Source organism: Pseudomonas sp. 3MA1 (assembly GCF_029237275.1).
Lineage (GTDB): Bacteria > Pseudomonadota > Gammaproteobacteria > Pseudomonadales > Pseudomonadaceae > Aquipseudomonas > Aquipseudomonas fluorescens_AP.
The window spans coordinates 186,063-199,931 of record NZ_JAACFX010000001.1; the positions used below are offsets into that span (position 1 = coordinate 186,063).

The window sequence follows — 13,869 nt, forward strand, 5'->3', positions numbered from 1 at the left end:
ACCCCGTGCCCGCCCTGTGCGGGCTTATTTTTCCCCGAGGAATCATCATGCCGATCACGGCCGATATCCAGACCCTGGAGCCAGGCGCGTGGGTGGAGCTTTTTGAGCTCGACGCCACCAGCCTCGGCGCCGAGCTTTATCGCTTTCACGGTTACCCCCAGCAGTCGTCGATCTTCTGGCAGGGGCTTGAGTACTCACCCTGGCCGATTCAGGCCGAGGGTTTTGAAATGACCGGCAAGGGCGCGCAGCCGACTCCGACGCTGTCGGTCGGCAACGTCGGCGGTTTCATCACTGCCCTGGTGCTGTATTTCGAGGACCTGGTAGGGGCCCGGTTGATTCGTCACCGGACCCTTGGCAAGTACCTGGATGGCCAGCCTGAAGCCGACCCCGAAGAAGAGTTGCCGCCAGACATCTGGTATGTCGAGCGCAAGTCTAGCGAAGACAACGAAGTGGTGAAGTTCGAACTGGCCAGCGCCCTGGACTTCAACGGTGTGCAACTGCCACGACGGCAAATCGTTGCCAACGTCTGCTGGTGGCTCAGTTGTGGAGGCTATCGCGGGCCTTATTGCGGCTACAACGGTGGCCCGGTGGCGGATCTCAACGATGTGATCGTCACCGATGCGGCCAAGGATAAATGCGGTGGTCGTTTGAGCAGCTGCAAGCTGCGTTTCGGTGAAAACAACCCGCTGCCTTTCGGTTCCTTTCCAGCGGCAGGGCTGCTACGGAGCTGAGCATGAACAAGGCAAATCTGGTCGCCATCGAGCGCCACGCGCTGGCCGAGTACCCCAAGGAATGTTGTGGACTGCTGATCCGCGAGGGGCGCAAGCGGGTCTATGTGCCCTGTCGCAACACCGCTGTGACGCCCAGCGAACATTTTCGCCTGGCGCCCGAGGATTACGCGGCGGCGGAAGAGCGCGGCGAGGTGCTGGCGGTGATCCACAGCCACCCGGATTATCCACCGGCTCCCAGCGAGGCGGATCGGGTGGCCTGCGAGGCATCGGGCTTGCCCTGGCACATCCTGGAAGTGCGCAAGGACGATGACGGCACCTTGCGCAAGGGCGACTGGGCGAGTCTGCTGCCCACGGGGTATCAAGCGCCGTTGATCGGCCGAGCCTTTGCCCACGGTATCCACGATTGCCTGAGCATCATCCTCGACTACTACCGTCGTGAACTGGGTATCGAGTTGGGTAGCTACCAGCGTGAAGACGGTTGGTGGGACAAGGGCGGCAACCTCTATCTGGAGCACTTACCCGAGGCCGGGTTCGAGCGAGTCAATGACCTGCGCCAAGGCGACGTAGTGCTGATGCAGATCCGCTCGCCGGTGCCCAATCATGCGGCGATCTATCTGGCCGACGGCGTGCTCAAGAGTGAGCCGGAGCACTTCCCCGCGCCAGGCTCGATCCTGCATCACCTCTATGGCCGCGACAGCAAGCGGGATACCTATGGCGGTTACTGGGATGAGGTAACGGTCAGCATCTGGCGACATCGCCAGCTCGTGGCGATGGATTGAAGTGCATCGTCTTTCCTTGAATTCAACCAGGGATCCTGTTCCTGGGAGTGATGTGATGAATCAGCAAAAAATCCGCGTCATCCGTCTCTACGGCACTCTGGGCGCACGTTTTGGCCGAGTGCACAGGCTGGCGGTCAGCAATGCCTCAGAAGCGGTAAGAGCCTTGTGCATCCTTATTCCGGGGTTCGAGGCTTTCCTGATGGAGTCCAAGGACCGCGGACTGACCTACTCGCTGTTTCTTGGCCGCGACAACATCGGTCACGACCGCTTGAATGCCCCCTGTGGTGCCAGTGATATCCGAATCGCTCCGGTATTGATCGGTAGCAAGCGTTCAGGTGGATTGCAAACCATCATCGGGGTCGCATTGGTGGTGGCCGCGTCTTACTTCTCCGGAGGCATGTTTGCTGCTGGGGGGAGTTCGACATTGATAGGCACCACCGGCACCACGGGCTGGACCATGGCCGCGCAGATGGGTATCTCCCTCGCCATGGGCGGGGTCATGCAGATGATGTCCCCGCAGCTCAAGGGGCTGGGGGCCATGGACCGTCCCGACAACCGCGCCAGCTACAGTTTCAATGGTGCGGTCAATACCAGTGCCCAGGGCAATCCGGTGGGGTTGCTGTACGGTCAGTTGACCGTTGGCAGTTCGGTGATCAGCGCCGGGATCTATGCCCAGGACCAGCTCTGAACCCGGCTGGATCCACCCTTTACTTGAAGCCCGCCTTGGCGGGTTTTTTATTGCCAGGAGAACCCCATGGGCTTGGCCGTAGAACGACAAAAGATGCAAACCGTGCTGCTGTCCGGCTCCCTGGCAAGGATGTTCGGACGTGAGCATCGAGTGGCCATTACGGGGGGCTTCAAGGAGGTGATGGGGTACTTCCGTCAGTTCCCCGGCTTCGAGCGCTACATGCTGCAGAGCGCGGACCAAGGCTTGCGATTCGCGGTATTCAATGGACGGCGCAATTTGTCCGAGACTGATATTCATCAGCCTTTGGGCAAAGAAGTGATTCGCATCGCCCCGGTCCTCAGCGGTTCGAAGCGTGCTGGTGGATTGCAGACCATTCTGGGCGCGGTGTTGATGGCCGTGGCTTATTACAACCCCTTTGGCTTCCTGACCGGGCCTGCTGCGTCGTTCCTGATGATGACGGGAGTCAGCATGGCCATGGGCGGTGTTATGCAAATGCTGGCTCCCTTGCCCAAGGGGCTTGCCGCCCAGGACAGCCCGGAAAGCCGCGCCAGCTATAGCTTCAACGGGCCAGTCAACACCAGCGCCCAGGGCAACCCGGTTGGCCTGCTCTACGGTCAGTTGACCATTGGCAGCGCCGTGATCAGTTCCGGCATCTACGCCGAAGATCAACTTTAACTCCTCCTGTCTTCAACCTGCCTGCCGTTGCGCGGGCCTTATTTCGCCTGAAGGAAAGCCATGACTGACCTTACTCTCGCTGGCAGCAAAGGCGGCGGCTCCAAGCCCCGTCCCTCCGTGGAGGCGCCAGACAGCCTGCAAAGCACGGCTTATGCTCGGATCCTCGATCTCGTCAGCGAGGGCGAGATCGTGGGCTTGAAGAATGGCAAGCGCTCGGTGTTTCTTAATGAGACGCCCCTGGCCAACGCCGATGGCAGCCTGAACTTCTCGGGGGTTACCCTCGAGACTCGCAATGGCAGCCAGGACCAGACCTACATCCCGGGATTCCCGGCGGTGGAAAACGAATCTTCGGTGGCGGTGGAGTTGCGCAGTGACCAGCCCTGGAGCAAGGCCATCACCAACCTGCAACTGTCGGCCGTGCGCATTCGCCTGGCGGTCTCGCGGCTGGCACAGACCAACACCAGCAATGGCGACACCAACGGTTATACGGTGCGCTATGTCATCGACCTTTCCACCGATGGCGGTGCCTTCGTGGAAGTGCTGCAAGCAGCCTTCAGTGGCAAGACCTCGAGCAAGTACGAGCGCTCCCATCGCGTCGATCTGCCTGTCGCTACTTCTGGCTGGACGGTTCGTGTACGGCGCCTGACACCGAACTCCACCAGCGGAGCGATCGCCGATACCACCAGTGTCGAGTCCATCACCGATGTGATCGACGCCAAGTTGCGCTACCCCGGGTCGGCGATCATCGGCCTGCAATTCGATGCCTCGCAGTTCCAGTCGATCCCCACACGTTCCTTCGAACTGCAGGGGCGGATCATCCGCGTACCCAGCAACTATGACCCGCTGACCCGGATATACAGCGGCGTCTGGGATGGCACCTTCAAGTCGGCCTGGACCGACAACCCCGCCTGGATCTACTACGACCTGCTGCTGCACCAGCGCTATGGCCTGGGGCATCTGCTCAATGCCGCTCAAGTGGACAAGTGGGAGCTGTACCGTATCGGCCAGTACTGCGACCAGCCGGTTTCCGACGGCAAGGGCGGCACCGAACCACGCTTCACTTGCAACCTCTACCTGTCCGTTCGCGCCGACGCCTTGAAAGTGTTGCAGGACCTGGCGACCACCTTCCGCGGCATGGCCTATTGGGGCGCCGGTTCGGTGATGGCCGTGGCCGATATGCCGGAAGACCCGGTGTACACCTACAGCAATGCCAACGTGGTCGACGGAAAGTTTGTCTACGGTGGCTCGGCGAAAAAGACCCGCTACAGCGTAGCGTTGGTCAGCTGGAACGATCCGGCGGATTTTTACCGGCAGAAGGTCCAGTACGTCGATGACCCGGAAGGCATTGCCCGCTACGGCGTGCAGCAGACCGAAATCACCGCTACCGGCTGCACCTCCCAGGCCCAGGCCCAGCGCATTGGTAAATGGGCGCTGCTGACCAACCGCCTGGAAACCGAAAGCGTGAGTTTCGCCGTGGGCCTGGATGGCACCCTCGCACGCCCTGGGCAGATCATCCGGGTGGCGGACAACGACAGGGCAGGGCGCCGGATTGGCGGCCGACTGCGTTCCGCGACTCTGGATACCCTGGTGCTCGACGCCGATGTGAAAGCCTATCCGGGGGACACCGTCACCCTGATCATGCCCACCGGCAAGGCCATCTCGCGGGTGATCAAGTCGGTGGGCTATCCACTGACCTGGGACAGCGCGGGGATTACCTGGGACAACGGTGACATCACCCTTGATACCACTGGGTTCCCAGCTGAAGTTCAGCGTGTGGTATTGGACGCGGATCTGGATGAGCTGCCGCCAGTGCATTCGATGTGGGCGATCGACTCCTCGACCTTGGCCGTTCAGCAGTTTCGGGTGCTGTCGGTGGCTGAAGACTTCAGCGATGACGCCATCAAATACAGCATCAGCGCGGTCAAGCATGTACCCAGCAAGTTTGACGCGATTGATAACGGCGCGCGGATTGAACGGCCGCCGGTGACAGTGATACCGCCGAGTGTGCAACGGCCGCCGAGCAACGTTCGGGTGAGCAACGATCACTTTGTCGATCAGGGCAGTGCGGTCAGCGTCATGACCATCGAATGGGATCGCCCCGAAAGCGCGATTGCTTATGAGGTGTACTGGCGCAAGAACGATGGCGAGTGGGTGTTCGCCGGGCGCACCGGTGCGACTTCGATCGAAGTGAGCGGGATCTATGCCGGTCGTTATGTGGCCAAGGTGAGAGCGATCAACTCGCTGGATATTGGCTCGGTGTTCGCGACTTCTACCGAGACGATACTGAATGGCAAGACCACGCCACCACCGGTGGTGGCGTCGTTCACCGCCGAGTCGATCGTGTTTGGCATCAAGTTGAAGTGGGGCATTCCGGCGGGTGTTGTCACTGCGGATCTGCAGCGAACCGAGATCTGGTACAGCCAGACCAATGACGTCGGAACGGCTATCAAGTTTGGTGATTACGCTTATCCGCAGACGGATCTGACGATCATGGGGTTGGCCGCTGGAGTACGGTTTTTCTTTTGGGCCCGGTTGGTGGATCGCATTGGCAATATCGGTGCGTTCTATGGACCTGTAACTGGCCAATCTTCGGCTGATGCCGGCCCGATTCTGGATTACCTGAATAACCAGATTACGGAAACCCAGTTGAGTCAGCATCTTATGGAAAAGATCGATTCAGGTGGAGATGCTCAGGTTGAAGTTGAGGCTGTAAAGAAAGAGCTAGCGGCGATGTACTCAATCAAGACCCAACTGACGGTAGACAACAAACCGTACCTGGCAGGCATCGGCATCGGCGTCGAGAACGACGAAGGAATGATCACCAGCCAAGTGCTTATCGCGGCCAGTCGTTTTGCAATCATCGATCCAAATACCAACGATGTTTTCCATCCGTTTGTAGTTCAGAACAATACTGCTTATATAAAGTCGACATTTATTCAGGATGGCTCAATCAGCAATGCGAAAATTGGCGACTATATCCAGTCAGATGATTACTTTGAGGGGAGTCGCGGGTGGCGCCTAAGCAAGGTTGGAAATTTTGAGATGAACGGTACCGGACAAGGAGGCAAGCGAGTAGTGACAAATACGTCTGATAAGTATTACGACAAGAACGGAATTCTGCGAATAAAAATTGAGGTTACATGACAGTTAAGTTTGAACTATACAATGCCGATGGAACTCTCCAGCTCGACATTAACACCAGAATTTCGAAGGTGTTGGGGTCTGGTGAGATACAGGTCGCAGGGGGGCGTCTAACGGATCCCGGATTCAATAGTGGCGCAATATGGTTCTACTTCATCCAGCCAATATCCGCATTGACTGATACATCGGGATCAAGCCCGCCCTTCGAGATTAAAAACCACTGGGAGCCTGGAGGGCCATTGGTAACGTTCTCATCACTGACACCGGCCATTATGAAAATTGTGTGGGGGATATACTGATGTCGGCATCAATTGAGATATTCAATGATGAATTAACCGTGATGATCAACGACCAATTCAGGTGTCACAGTCTAGCGGCCAAGGGGGGCGGGAGAACGGTTCAGGTAAGCGCGGGAACTGGTGGGGAGGCCACCGTAAGCTACAGTACGAGCAGCTCTACAGCTCCAGTGATCGCGGTGTACTGTAACGCGCTCGTTGTGGTTGAACCGAGGGCTGTAGGCCCCAACAATTACAGCTGGCGTATCCGATCGATGATGCAGACCCCGTCCGTGGGTTTTGAATGGTTTGTATTTGACTTGCCGGATGTAGGCATTGATGCGGGCGGAATGATTCAGCTGTTCAACAAGAGTGGGGATATTGTCTTTGATAGTAACTTGAAATACATGCGCGTTATAAAGATGCTATCTGCCGGTCGAAACACCCATTTCGAAAAGTCATACACCAACGTCCCTACTGGAAGAAAGTATGCTTACAGTGCTGGCAATGCTTCATATACATATCAGAGGGCCAGGGGGTCATTTCTTGCTAACAATGTTTGGGAGCACACCATCGACTACATGTATTACAGTTCAGCCGGTCAGTTAGGTCAGCAGTTTGTGCATGGTGGAAGGGAGCGTTACTTAGGGACATCTGTTACCGGTCCGGCAAACTTCGGATTTTTCAGGCGCCAATCAGAGAATAGTACGGGTATGATTATTGATGTAACCGATTTTTAATAATTAACACATCAAGTAATGAACCAGGTCGACGTATGCCAACAGCCAGCCGCAACGTCTTGAGCGACAGCTCGGCATCGGCGGTCCTGGAAAAGGCCCAGCCGACGATCCGACGTGAAAACAGATCCATCACGATTGCCAGGTACAGCCAGCTTCCACCGACGCGAATGTAAGTGATGTCTCCGGCCCAAAACGTATTGGGTGATGCAGGATTAAAGCGACGATCAAGGACATTGGCTGCGGTATTGCTGGGCTTTCCGGTCCGGCGATAGTGAGCGTAACGGGCTCGTCGCCTGACCAGCCCAAGGTTTTTCATCAGACGGCCCATACGATGGCGCCCAATCACGACGCCCTGCTTTTTGAGCTCCCTGGCAAATCCCCGGGCGCCCAGGGCACCTCGATGCTCCCGGTGCAACTGCCGAATGGTCTTTTCCAGTTGCCGCTCGACCCGAGGTTCAGACCGGGCCACGGACTTGGCGTAATAGCTGCTGCGAGGCACGCCCAGAAGTCGGCAGCAGTGCCGAATGGAGAGCTGTCCTTTCAAACCCTCGATCATTTGATTCGGCTGAACAGCACCTTCAGATGAGAGGGCAATTGCTTTTTTAGGACGCTATTCTCGGCTTCCAGCAGGGCGAGCCTGGCCTGCAGTGAGTCAATCAGTTCCTGGTCCTGAGGGCGTGTGGGCAGCAAAGCTCCTTCATGCTCCTTGCGCCATCTGGCGACCCAGCGTCGCAGGGCTGTAGGCCCAACCCCGGTTTGCTCACATGCCTTAGGCACCGAGTAATTCATTTCCACGACCAAGCGAATGGCTTCAGCCTTTTCTTCAGCGCTAACAACCCGAAATCCCATGATGCTTCCTTAGGTTGAAACTCCTACAGAGTGGTCCAGGAATATTGAGCCACAACACTGATGGGAAACGGGGCAAAAATTCGATGACCTGCGACCAGATTTCCACGATTTCTTGGAGCAAACCATGAAAATCATCCCTCTCTATACTCAGATACGCACTTATTGTCCCTGCCTCGCCAACCGTGTAGGGATTGCTATTGATTTGCCTTCGCTGGACGCAGTGAGTGCTCTACAAACACCTGCTGTTTATGTCGTGCCTTTGGCCGACCTTACAAGTCCTGGCACCACTCAAAATGCCACTTCTTCAACCATCCGCGACCGATTCGAAGTCGCCTTGCTCCTCGACGCCAGCAACCCACAACAAGCCCTCGACCAACTCCATGACCTGCGCGCCGAACTCTGGCGCGCCCTGGTCGGTTTCAAGCCCGGCGCCGAGTACAACCCGATCCAATACGACGGCGGCGAGCTGGTGTCGCTCGACGCCACCCGCTTGCTCTACCGCCTGCGCTTCTTCGCCGAGTTCCAGCTGGGGCGCAATCTGCCCGGGCAGCCGGCGGAAACCTGGCATGAGCGTGAACTCGACGGCTTGCCGTCCTTGACCGGGGTCACGGTGCGGGTCGATGCCATCGATCCGGCGGACCCCAATTTGAAGAAACCGGGCCCCGATGGGCGCCTGGAGCTGACTTTTTCAGGAGAGCTGAAGCAATGAGCAAACGCATCACCGTGCTGCCGGTCGCTGGCCGCGCCGTACCGGACCCGGAAGCAGGCGATCTGCTGCCCGCCACCGGCCGTGAAGTGCCGGACAACGCCTGGTGGCGCCGGCGTCTGGCCGATGGCGATATCACTAGCAAAGCCGTGAAAGCGGCGAAATCTCAAGGAGCCAAATAATGGCGATCGGTTTCAGCAATATCCCGGCGGACATCCGTGTTCCGCTGTTCTACGCCGAGATGGACAACTCGGCGGCCAATAGCGCGTCTTCGGCCATGCGCCGTCTGATCGTCGCCCAAGTCAATGACAACCAGAGCGGCGATGACCTCGGCAAGCTGGTGCTGGTGTCCAGCGTGGCCCTGGCCAAGAGCATCGGCGGGCAAGGTTCGATGCTCGCCTCGATGTATGAAACCTGGCGCAAGACCGACCCGGTGGGCGAGATCTGGTGCCTGCCGCTGCACAGCACTGAAGGCAGCGTGGCCAAGGCCGAGTTGAAGCTCACCGGTAGCGCCAGCGCCGCTGGCCTGCTCAATCTGTACGTCGGTGGGGTGCGGGTGCAGGCCTCGATCGTCAGCGGCGCCACTGCCGCTCAGGCGGCCAGCGCCCTGGCGCTGAAGGTCAATGCGGCAGTGGATCTGCCGGTGACCGCAGCAGCGGTCGACGGCACGGTGACCCTGAGTGCCAAGTGGACCGGCGACAGCGGCAACGACATCAGCCTACAACTCAATCGCCTGGGCAAGAGCAATGGCGAAGAAACCCCGGCCGGCCTGACCCTGGTGCTGGGCAAGATGACCGGCGGCACCGGCGTGCCGGATCAGGTCGCGGCCCTGGCGGCCTTGGGCGACGAGCCGTTCGAGTTCATCTGCATGCCCTGGACCGATACCGCCAGCCTCAATGCGTGGCAAGCGGTGATGGACGACAACACCGGCCGCTGGTCCTGGGCCAAGCAGCTGTTCGGCCATGTCTACAGCGCCAAGCGCGGCACCGTCGGCACCCTGGTGGCGGCCGGCCAGGCGCGCAACGATCAGCACATCACCATCCAGGCCCTGGAAACCGGCGTGCCGCAACCGGTGTGGGTCCAGGCGGCAGCGCTGGCGGCGCGGACCTCGGTGTTCATCTCCGCCGACGCCAGCCGTCCGACCCAGAGCGGTAGCCTGCCGGGGATCGATCCGGCCCCGGCCAGCGAGCGCTTTACCCTGACCGAGCGCCAGTCGCTGCTCAGCTACGGCATCGCCACCGCCTACTACGAAGGCGGCTACATGCGCATTCAGCGGGCGATCACCACCTACCAGAAGAACGCCTACGGTCAGGCCGACAACTCCTACCTGGACAGCGAAACCATGCACCAGTCGGCGTTCATCGTGCGTCGCCTGCAAAGCGTGATCACCAGCAAGTACGGGCGCCACAAGCTGGCCTCTGACGGCACCCGCTTCGGCGCCGGCCAGCCGATCGTCACCCCGAGCACCATTCGCGGTGAGCTGATCGCCCAGTACGCCAAGCTGGAGTTGGAAGGCCATGTGGAGAACGCCGAGCTGTTCGCCGAGCACCTGATCGTCGAGCGCGACGTGCAGGACCCGAGCCGGGTCAACGTGCTGTTCCCGCCGGACTACATCAACGGCCTGCGGGTGTTCGCGCTGCTCAACCAATACCGTCTGCAGTACGACGCCGCGGCCTGAGCCGGACCTGCATCACTGCGCTTTTTCAGCCCGCCTTGAGCGGGCTTATTTTTTGGGAGAAACATCATGGGTCAACTGATTGCGGGCACCTGCTACGTCAAAGTGGACGGCGCTCAACTGACCATCAGCGGCGGCTGCGAAGCACCGCTGATGGCCGTCAAGCGGGAAACCGTGGTTCCGGGTTTCTACAAGGAAACCGACCTCACCCCGTCGTTCAAAGTCACCGCGCTGCACACCCCGGACTTTCCGCTCAAGCAGCTGATCGAAGGTGTCGACATGACCGTCACCTGTGAGTTCGCCAACGGCAAGGTCTACGTGCTGGCCGGCGCCTACCTGGTGGACGAGCCTATTGCCAAGGGTGACGACGCCAGCATCGAGCTGAACTTCGAAGGGCAGAAGGGGACCTGGCAATGAGCAACACGGTGAAGCTGCAGGTACCGATCGAGGCCCACGGCGAGCCCCTGGCCGAACTCAGCCTGCGTCGCCCGACGGTGCAGGAAGTGCGGGCGATCAAGGCGCTGCCGTACAAGATCGACAAGAGCGAAGAAGTCAGCCTCGACATGGACGTCGCGGCCAAATACATCGCGGTCTGCGCCTGCATTCCACCGTCCTCGGTGAACCAGCTGGACCTGGTGGACCTCAACGCGCTGAGCTGGGCGGTGGCGAGTTTTTTCATGAGTGCGGCATCGCAGCCATCGCCGACCTGATCGCTGTCGCCTATGACCTGGCCTGGTTCTGGAGGGTCGACCCCGAACAGATGATGGCCAGGCCACTGGATGTGCTCCGGGAATCCCTGGAGCACGCGCAACGGATCAATGCGATGCAGCAGGTGCAGTGATGGCGTATCGAAAAAGAAACAAGACCAAGGGCCGGCGGCCCAAGCAGACAAGACAGGCCAAACCGGCAGCACCTGTGCAGCAGGTCAAAGCCGAAACTGAGGTGGTCAAGCCTGCTGTGGCCGAGAGCGCAAGCAAGGCCGTCGACCCGGAGCTCACCGGCATTCGCCAAGTGGTGGGCAAGTTCAGGAAAAGCCTGGAAGAAAGTGGCCTAGGAGATCTCGATCTTTCAGGATTGTTCTCTGGGCAAGGCCTATTGACCCCCTTTGTTGCGGGCATGCAGTCGGCGATCAAGGCGCAGAACATCCAGGCTGTCACGGCTGCCGCGGTCAGGGGGGAGGCAAGTCCGGAGAATGAGCTGGGCAATACCGCGAAAAACCTCAAGCACTTCGATGAGGCAGTGGAAAGAATCACCCTCAATGTGGGGGTTGCACTGTTGCCGGCCATCAACAGCATTGTCACGGGACTTCAGCCCGCACTGACATCGGTCGGTCAATTTGTCGCTGATAACCCCGGGTTGGTGGAGGGACTTGCGGCCGCCGCAATCGCCTTTACGGTGGCAGCTTCGGCGGCCACGGTTTTTGCCGCACTGTCCTCGCCTATAGGTTTGGCGATGCTGGCGATTGCTGCGGTAGCCGGTGTAGTGGTGGCCAATTGGAAGCCGGTTTCGCGGTTTTTCATCCAGCTGTGGGGGAAGATTTCACCCACGATCATGTCCATGGTCGGTCTTTTCAAGGAGGTGTTCGCCTGGACGCCCATTGGGCAATTGATTGCCAACTGGGAGCCGGTTAGCGCTTATCTGAGCGCCCTCTGGCAAGACTTCAGCGCCGGTACCGGGCGGGTGTACCAGGCGTTGAATCTGCTCTTCAACATGAGCGGGTTTGGGTTGTTGATCAGAAACCTGGAGCCGATCAGAGAGGCTGTCCAGGTGATTTTTCGCAGCCTGCGAGAGGTTTTCGAGTGGAGCCCGCTTGGCTTGATAAGCAGTAACTGGCAACCCGTGGTAGGCCTGTTTGCAGCGATCTGGGATCTGATCTGGGCGTTGTCGATCACGGCAAAGAACAACGTTGCCAGCCTGTTCAGTTGGTCACCGGGTGAGGGGATGAGAAAGGACCTCGACGGTTTGATCCAGTGGTTCTCTTCGTTTCGTGAGCGGCTGGAAAAGGTCCTGGAGCCAATTCGCGAAAAGCTCAGAGCGACCTTTGGCAATTTGCTTGTCAGTGTCACCGGGAGCATCAATTCGCTGACCGAGAGTGTGGTGGAGCACAACAACTCGGCAAACCGGGGTGAGGACTCGCTGACCGATACACCTTCTCCGCTGCTGACCCCGGGCAATTTGCCGCAAAGCTCCAGTTCGCTGCTGCAACAGGCGGCGGCCAACAATCGCACTCGGCTTGAAGGCGGGCTGCTGCTGCGCTTTGAGAACGCCCCGGCAGGCCTGCGCGCCGAACAGGCCAAGACCAATCAACCCGGCCTGAACGTGGCTTCGACCCTGGGCTATCGCTCACTTTCCCTAGGAGGTTCCCATGGCGGATAACTGGCGTGATCGTTTGTTGCCCGCATCCTTTCGCGGCGTGCCGTTCTGGGTCGATCAGGCGAAAACCCCGGTGGGCCAGAAAGGCCAGTTGCACGAGTACCCACAGCGCGACCAGCCGTTTTTCGAGGGCCTTGGCCAGCAGGCGAAGATCCATGACCTGACGGCCTTTATCGTCGGTGCCGATTGCCTGGAGCAGCGCGACAGGCTGCTCAAGGCCCTGGAGGAGGGCAGCGGCGAGCTGGTGCACCCTTGGCTCGGGCGGATGCAGGTCAAGGTCGGCGAATGCGAGATGACCCAGAGTCGCCAGGACGGCGGCCTGGTGACTTTCAGCCTGAAGTTCTATCCGGACCAGCCGTTGCGCTTTCCCTCGGCGGTGGTCAACACCCAGCAGCAGGTGCTGGTGGCCAGCGATACCTTGCTGGGCTCGGCGGTGCTGCGCTTCGAGTTCGCCACCAACCTGATCAAGCAGGCGCGGATCGGCGTGGATGCGCTGCGCAAGGGGCTGACCGAGGTGTATGCGGTCATCGAGCACGAGTTCAAGCCGTTGATCGAGTTCTATGGCGACCTCAACACCCTGGTCAAGGCGGTCAAGGAAATACCCAAGGAGTTGAGCACGGAGTTCAAGGGGTTGCTGGAGGATGTACGCGGGCTCAAGGACTTTGCCCGTACCGGCTATCGGCAGATGCTCGCCGATATTTCCCAGCAGGTGGAGGCGGCCCGGCGCATCGATGCGCCGAAGCTGACCACCGGCAAGGACACCACGGCGGCGGCCGAGGCGGTGGCCAACCTGGTGCAGGATGCGCTGCTGGTGCAGATCGCCCGGCTGGTGTCGGCGTTGCCGGTGGCCACGCCCGTGGTGAAGCTCAAGAACACGCCGCCCCTGGCACAGCAGGCCAGCCGGCCGGTGCAGCGCCTGGAGGTGCCGGTGGCCGACGATGTGCTGGCCCTGCGCGACCAGCTCAATGAGCTGATCTGGCAGGCCGCGCTCAAGGCCGATCCGATGCATTACCAGGCGCTCAACAGCCTGCGCCAGCAACTGCAGGGGCACCTCAATGCCGTGGCCTCTTCGGGGGTGCGACTGGTCAGCCTCAGCCCCAAAAGCAGTATGCCGGCACTGGTGTTGGCCTATCAGCGGTTCGCCGATGCGACGCGGGTAGGCGAAGTGGTGCAGCGCAACCGGGTGGCCCATCCGGGCTTCCTGCCGCCGGCCGACCTGCAAATCGCTCGGGAGTGA

General features: G+C 59.7%; 15 protein-coding genes. 13 read left to right on the forward strand and 2 right to left on the reverse strand.

The features are described from left to right. Positions 1-47 precede the first annotated feature (47 nt). From GWQ44_RS00840 to GWQ44_RS00865, 6 genes are all read left to right on the forward strand, one after another. The gene (locus GWQ44_RS00840; protein WP_019093175.1) at positions 48-731 is read left to right on the forward strand and encodes a phage minor tail protein L; all 684 of its coding nucleotides are present in this window, start codon (positions 48-50) and stop codon (positions 729-731) included. Positions 732-733: 2 nt separating this feature from the next. Beyond that, positions 734-1,510: a Mov34/MPN/PAD-1 family protein gene (locus GWQ44_RS00845; protein WP_275926443.1), complete on the forward strand. Its 777-nt coding sequence runs from the start codon at positions 734-736 to the stop codon at positions 1,508-1,510. 55 nt (positions 1,511-1,565) lie between these two features. Beyond that, the gene (locus GWQ44_RS00850) at positions 1,566-2,198 is read left to right on the forward strand and encodes a tail assembly protein (RefSeq protein WP_047302100.1); all 633 of its coding nucleotides are present in this window, start codon (positions 1,566-1,568) and stop codon (positions 2,196-2,198) included. 66 nt (positions 2,199-2,264) lie between these two features. Beyond that, positions 2,265-2,873, forward strand: coding sequence for a tail assembly protein (locus tag GWQ44_RS00855; protein WP_016965343.1), 609 nt, complete (start codon positions 2,265-2,267; stop codon positions 2,871-2,873). Positions 2,874-2,933: 60 nt separating this feature from the next. Then, complete coding sequence (locus GWQ44_RS00860) at positions 2,934-6,017, forward strand: host specificity protein J (RefSeq protein ID WP_275926444.1); 3,084 nt, start codon at positions 2,934-2,936, stop codon at positions 6,015-6,017. 295 nt (positions 6,018-6,312) lie between these two features. Beyond that, positions 6,313-7,029, forward strand: coding sequence for a hypothetical protein (locus GWQ44_RS00865; RefSeq protein ID WP_275926445.1), 717 nt, complete (start codon positions 6,313-6,315; stop codon positions 7,027-7,029). Here GWQ44_RS00865 and GWQ44_RS00870 read toward each other — a convergent pair. Together GWQ44_RS00870 and GWQ44_RS00875 are read right to left on the reverse strand one after the other, a co-directional pair. Beyond that, positions 7,007-7,585 (reverse strand): IS3 family transposase, encoded by a 579-nt coding sequence (locus GWQ44_RS00870; protein ID WP_275926446.1) that lies wholly within the window; start codon positions 7,583-7,585, stop codon positions 7,007-7,009. The two genes, GWQ44_RS00865 and GWQ44_RS00870, sit on opposite strands and share 23 nt — an antisense overlap. Next, the gene (locus tag GWQ44_RS00875; RefSeq protein ID WP_092308884.1) at positions 7,582-7,878 is read right to left on the reverse strand and encodes a transposase; all 297 of its coding nucleotides are present in this window, start codon (positions 7,876-7,878) and stop codon (positions 7,582-7,584) included. Before GWQ44_RS00875 ends, GWQ44_RS00870 begins: the two co-directional genes overlap by 4 nt. A 124-nt stretch (positions 7,879-8,002) precedes the next feature. Between GWQ44_RS00875 and GWQ44_RS00880 the strand changes: the two genes are divergently transcribed. The 7 genes from GWQ44_RS00880 to GWQ44_RS00910 all read left to right on the forward strand — a co-directional run bounded on the left by GWQ44_RS00880 (position 8,003) and on the right by GWQ44_RS00910 (position 13,869). Further along, positions 8,003-8,587: a hypothetical protein gene (locus GWQ44_RS00880; RefSeq protein WP_275926447.1), complete on the forward strand. Its 585-nt coding sequence runs from the start codon at positions 8,003-8,005 to the stop codon at positions 8,585-8,587. After that, positions 8,584-8,766, forward strand: coding sequence for a DUF2635 domain-containing protein (locus tag GWQ44_RS00885; protein WP_275926448.1), 183 nt, complete (start codon positions 8,584-8,586; stop codon positions 8,764-8,766). The genes GWQ44_RS00880 and GWQ44_RS00885 overlap by 4 nt, the downstream gene beginning before the upstream one ends. Continuing rightward, positions 8,766-10,262, forward strand: a complete 1,497-nt coding sequence (locus tag GWQ44_RS00890; RefSeq protein WP_275926449.1) for a phage tail sheath subtilisin-like domain-containing protein — start codon at positions 8,766-8,768, stop codon at positions 10,260-10,262. The genes GWQ44_RS00885 and GWQ44_RS00890 overlap by 1 nt, the downstream gene beginning before the upstream one ends. A gap of 66 nt (positions 10,263-10,328) precedes the next feature. Continuing rightward, positions 10,329-10,676, forward strand: a complete 348-nt coding sequence (locus GWQ44_RS00895) for a phage tail tube protein (protein WP_011059564.1) — start codon at positions 10,329-10,331, stop codon at positions 10,674-10,676. Further along, a complete protein-coding gene (locus GWQ44_RS00900) occupies positions 10,673-10,969 on the forward strand; it encodes a phage tail assembly protein (protein WP_275926450.1) in 297 nt (98 codons plus the stop codon). Before GWQ44_RS00895 ends, GWQ44_RS00900 begins: the two co-directional genes overlap by 4 nt. Before the next feature lie 130 nt (positions 10,970-11,099). After that, the gene (locus tag GWQ44_RS00905) at positions 11,100-12,635 is read left to right on the forward strand and encodes a hypothetical protein (RefSeq protein WP_275926451.1); all 1,536 of its coding nucleotides are present in this window, start codon (positions 11,100-11,102) and stop codon (positions 12,633-12,635) included. After that, on the forward strand, positions 12,625-13,869 hold the full coding sequence (locus GWQ44_RS00910; protein ID WP_199009600.1) for a DNA circularization N-terminal domain-containing protein: 1,245 nt from the start codon (positions 12,625-12,627) through the stop codon (positions 13,867-13,869). Before GWQ44_RS00905 ends, GWQ44_RS00910 begins: the two co-directional genes overlap by 11 nt.

Excerpts from the sequence above, each read along its gene's own strand:
- GWQ44_RS00840 (WP_019093175.1), top strand. The coding sequence starts at position 48 with ATGCCGATCACGGCCGATATCCAGACCCTGGAGCCAGGCGCGTGGGTG.
- GWQ44_RS00845 (WP_275926443.1), top strand. The coding sequence starts at position 734 with ATGAACAAGGCAAATCTGGTCGCCATCGAGCGCCACGCGCTGGCCGAG.
- GWQ44_RS00850 (WP_047302100.1), top strand. The coding sequence starts at position 1,566 with ATGAATCAGCAAAAAATCCGCGTCATCCGTCTCTACGGCACTCTGGGC.
- GWQ44_RS00855 (WP_016965343.1), top strand. The coding sequence starts at position 2,265 with ATGGGCTTGGCCGTAGAACGACAAAAGATGCAAACCGTGCTGCTGTCC.
- GWQ44_RS00860 (WP_275926444.1), top strand. The coding sequence starts at position 2,934 with ATGACTGACCTTACTCTCGCTGGCAGCAAAGGCGGCGGCTCCAAGCCC.
- GWQ44_RS00865 (WP_275926445.1), top strand. The coding sequence starts at position 6,313 with ATGTCGGCATCAATTGAGATATTCAATGATGAATTAACCGTGATGATC.
- GWQ44_RS00870 (WP_275926446.1), bottom strand. The coding sequence starts at position 7,585 with ATGATCGAGGGTTTGAAAGGACAGCTCTCCATTCGGCACTGCTGCCGA.
- GWQ44_RS00875 (WP_092308884.1), bottom strand. The coding sequence starts at position 7,878 with ATGGGATTTCGGGTTGTTAGCGCTGAAGAAAAGGCTGAAGCCATTCGC.
- GWQ44_RS00880 (WP_275926447.1), top strand. The coding sequence starts at position 8,003 with ATGAAAATCATCCCTCTCTATACTCAGATACGCACTTATTGTCCCTGC.
- GWQ44_RS00885 (WP_275926448.1), top strand. The coding sequence starts at position 8,584 with ATGAGCAAACGCATCACCGTGCTGCCGGTCGCTGGCCGCGCCGTACCG.
- GWQ44_RS00890 (WP_275926449.1), top strand. The coding sequence starts at position 8,766 with ATGGCGATCGGTTTCAGCAATATCCCGGCGGACATCCGTGTTCCGCTG.
- GWQ44_RS00895 (WP_011059564.1), top strand. The coding sequence starts at position 10,329 with ATGGGTCAACTGATTGCGGGCACCTGCTACGTCAAAGTGGACGGCGCT.
- GWQ44_RS00900 (WP_275926450.1), top strand. The coding sequence starts at position 10,673 with ATGAGCAACACGGTGAAGCTGCAGGTACCGATCGAGGCCCACGGCGAG.
- GWQ44_RS00905 (WP_275926451.1), top strand. The coding sequence starts at position 11,100 with ATGGCGTATCGAAAAAGAAACAAGACCAAGGGCCGGCGGCCCAAGCAG.
- GWQ44_RS00910 (WP_199009600.1), top strand. The coding sequence starts at position 12,625 with ATGGCGGATAACTGGCGTGATCGTTTGTTGCCCGCATCCTTTCGCGGC.